Origin of the sequence: Streptomyces torulosus (assembly GCF_001419765.1) — a bacterium.
GTDB classification, from domain to species: Bacteria; Actinomycetota; Actinomycetes; order Streptomycetales; family Streptomycetaceae; genus Streptomyces; species Streptomyces torulosus.
The window spans coordinates 1-2943 of sequence record NZ_LIRK01000360.1; the positions used below are offsets into that span (position 1 = coordinate 1).

The window sequence follows — 2943 nt, forward strand, 5'->3', positions numbered from 1 at the left end:
TGCGCCCCGTGCTTTTCGACGGCGCCATCCGGCCGCAGGCCCACGCCTTCCGGGGGAGGGCGGGCCGCAGGCCCGTCCCTCCAGGGGCGCGGGGAACTGCGCGAGAAACCACGAATCACCCGCACCCGCACGACAACAGTGGCCCCCGAGCTACTGGGCGCCCCCGGCCTCAGCCCTCGGCGATCACCACCGCTGAGGCCACCCCCGCGTCATGGCTCAGTGAGATGTGCCAGGACTTGACGCCGAGCGTGGCCGCGCGGGCCGCCACCGTGCCGGACACTCGGAGGCGGGGCTGGCCGGAAGGCTCGACGTAGACCTCCGCGTCGGTCCAGTGGAGGCCCGCCGGCGCGCCGAGGGCCTTGGCGAGGGCCTCCTTCGCGGCGAAGCGGGCTGCGAGGGAGGCGATGCCCCGGCGTTCGCCGCTCGGGAGGAGCAGCTCGTCGGGCACGAAGAGGCGTTCGGCCATGGAGGGGGTCCGTTCCAGGGCCGCGCGGAAACGGTCGATCTCGGCGACGTCGATGCCGACTCCGATGATGGGCATGATCTGCACCCTACGGCGCGCCGCCCCGGCAGGGCGCACCACACCGGGTCCGCCCCGCACGCGTCCGGCGCGGGCGGCCAAATCCCGGCGCGCCACGCCCTGTTATCGGCTGGCCCGGCCCCACCGCGCGTTGAGATCATGCTCCGATCCGGTACCCACCACTCGGGAGAGGCCCTCGTGAAGAAGAACGGCATGACCGCCGGCTTACCCCTCGTCATCGGCTCCGTGATCGCCGCCGGCAGCATCGCCCAGGAGAACTACGGCGGTGCCGTGTTCGCCGTGGTGGCCTGTGGCGCCATCTCGCTCGTCCTGCGGATCAGGACGAATCCCCACCAGGGCCGCTGAGGCGGTGACCCCCGCTCCGGTCACTCCACCGTCACCGACTTCGCCAAGTTGCGTGGCTGGTCCACCTCGTTGCCGCGGGCCGTGGCCAGTTCGCAGGCGAAGACCTGGAGGGGGACCGTGGAGACGAGGGGCTGGAGGAGCGTGGGAGTCGCGGGGATGCGGATGAGGTGGTCGGCGTAGGGGGCGACCGTCTCGTCGCCCTCCTCGGCGATGACGATCGTGCGGGCGCCGCGGGCGCGGATCTCCTGGATGTTGGAGACGATCTTGTCGTGGAGGAGGGAGCGGCCCGCGGGGGAGGGGACCACGACGACCACCGGGAGGTCCTCCTCGATCAGGGCGATCGGGCCGTGTTTCAGTTCGCCCGCCGCGAAGCCCTCCGCGTGCATGTAGGCCAGTTCCTTCAGTTTCAGGGCGCCTTCCAGGGCCACCGGGTAGCCCACGTGGCGGCCGAGGAACAGCACCGTGTTCTTCGTGGCGAGGGTGCGCGCCAACTCCCGTACCGGCTCCATCGTTTCGAGGACCCGCTCGACCTCGCGGGAGATACGGGAGAGATCGCGGATCACCGCCCGGATCTCGTCGCCCCACTTGGTGCCGCGCACCTGGCCCAGATACAGGGCGACCAGGTAGCAGGCGACCAGCTGGGTCAGGAACGCCTTCGTGGAGGCGACGGCGACCTCCGGGCCCGCGTGGGTGTAGAGCACCGCGTCCGACTCGCGGGGGATCGTCGAGCCGTTGGTGTTGCAGATCGCGAGGACCCGGGCGCCCTGTTCGCGCGCGTGGCGCACGGCCATCAGCGTGTCCATGGTCTCGCCGGACTGGGAGATCGCGACGACGAGCGTGCGGTGGTCGAGGATGGGGTCCCGGTAGCGGAATTCGCTGGCCAGCTCCACCTCGCAGGGCACCCGCGTCCAGTGCTCGATGGCGTACTTGGCGATGAGTCCGGCGTGGAAGGCCGTACCGCACGCGACGATGATCACCTTGTCCAGCTCGCGCAGTTCCTGGTCGGAGATGCGGACCTCGTCCAGTGTCAGTGAGCCCGCCGTGTCGATACGGCCCAGCAGGGTGTCCGCGACCGCCTTCGGCTGCTCGGCGATCTCCTTGAGCATGAAGTAGTCGTAGCCGCCCTTCTCGGCGGCCGACGCGTCCCAGTCGACGTGGTACGAACGGACCTCGGCGGGGCGGCCGTCGAACGTCGTCACCGTCACGCCGTCGCGCCGCAGCTCCACCACCTGGTCCTGGCCCAGCTCGATCGCCGAGCGGGTGTGGTCGATGAACGCGGCGACGTCCGACGCGAGGAACGCCTCACCCTCGCCCACCCCGACCACCAGAGGGGAGTTGCGGCGGGCGCCCACGACCACGTCGGGCGCGTCCGCGTGCACCGCGACAAGGGTGAACGCGCCCTCCAGACGGCGGCAGACCAGCCTCATCGACTCGGCGAGGTCGTCGCACGACGAGTACTCCTCGGCGAGCAGATGGGCGACGACCTCGGTGTCCGTCTCGGAGGCCAGTTCGTGGCCCCGCTCGGTCAGTTCGGCGCGCAGGGTCGCGAAGTTCTCGATGATGCCGTTGTGGACGACGGCGACCCGGCCCGCGTTGTCCAGGTGCGGGTGGGCGTTGACGTCGGTGGGGCCGCCGTGGGTGGCCCAGCGGGTGTGGCCGATGCCGGTGGAGCCGCTGGGCAGCGGACGGCCGACCAGCTCCTTCTCCAGGTTCACCAGCTTGCCGGCCTTCTTGGCGGCGGCCNNCCGGCACCGCCACGCCCGCCGAGTCGTACCCCCGGTACTCCAGCCGCTTCAGCCCGGCCAGGACCACGTCGAGCGCGGACTGTGATCCGACGTATCCCACGATTCCGCACATATCAACCCCTGTGTCCGATGGTGTCCGGTGATGTCGTCGCTGGTGGTGCTGTCGTCTTCCGGTGATGCCGTCGAACGCGACATGCTGTGCGCCCTCTGTGACTGTACGTGACGATCGGGTCTGGGGTGAGCCCTCATATCGGGTGACCCGGCGCGCGCGGCGCACTCCCGCGCAGGTGGGCGGCACGTATGGCTGATCAC

3 protein-coding genes are annotated in these 2943 nt (G+C 70.7%); 1 reads left to right on the plus strand and 2 read right to left on the minus strand.

Features of this window, described 5'->3' with window-relative positions:
• Positions 1–169: 169 nt before the first annotated feature.
• Entirely contained in the window at positions 170–541 is a 372-nt protein-coding gene (locus AOK23_RS24810) for a holo-ACP synthase (RefSeq protein WP_055714862.1), read from the minus strand.
• A gap of 192 nt (positions 542–733) precedes the next feature.
• Between AOK23_RS24810 and AOK23_RS48025 the strand changes: the two genes are divergently transcribed.
• A complete protein-coding gene (locus AOK23_RS48025; protein ID WP_157878143.1) occupies positions 734–886 on the plus strand; it encodes a hypothetical protein in 153 nt (50 codons plus the stop codon).
• Positions 887–906: 20 nt separating this feature from the next.
• Here the strand turns inward: AOK23_RS48025 and glmS are convergent.
• A partial coding sequence (gene glmS / locus AOK23_RS24815) for a glutamine--fructose-6-phosphate transaminase (isomerizing) (RefSeq protein WP_240496542.1) occupies positions 907–2629 on the minus strand: 1723 nt, incomplete at its 5' end.
• Between the last annotated feature and the right edge of the window lie 314 nt (positions 2630–2943).

Excerpts from the sequence above, each read along its gene's own strand:
- AOK23_RS24810 (WP_055714862.1), bottom strand. The coding sequence starts at position 541 with ATGCCCATCATCGGAGTCGGCATCGACGTCGCCGAGATCGACCGTTTC.
- AOK23_RS48025 (WP_157878143.1), top strand. The coding sequence starts at position 734 with ATGACCGCCGGCTTACCCCTCGTCATCGGCTCCGTGATCGCCGCCGGC.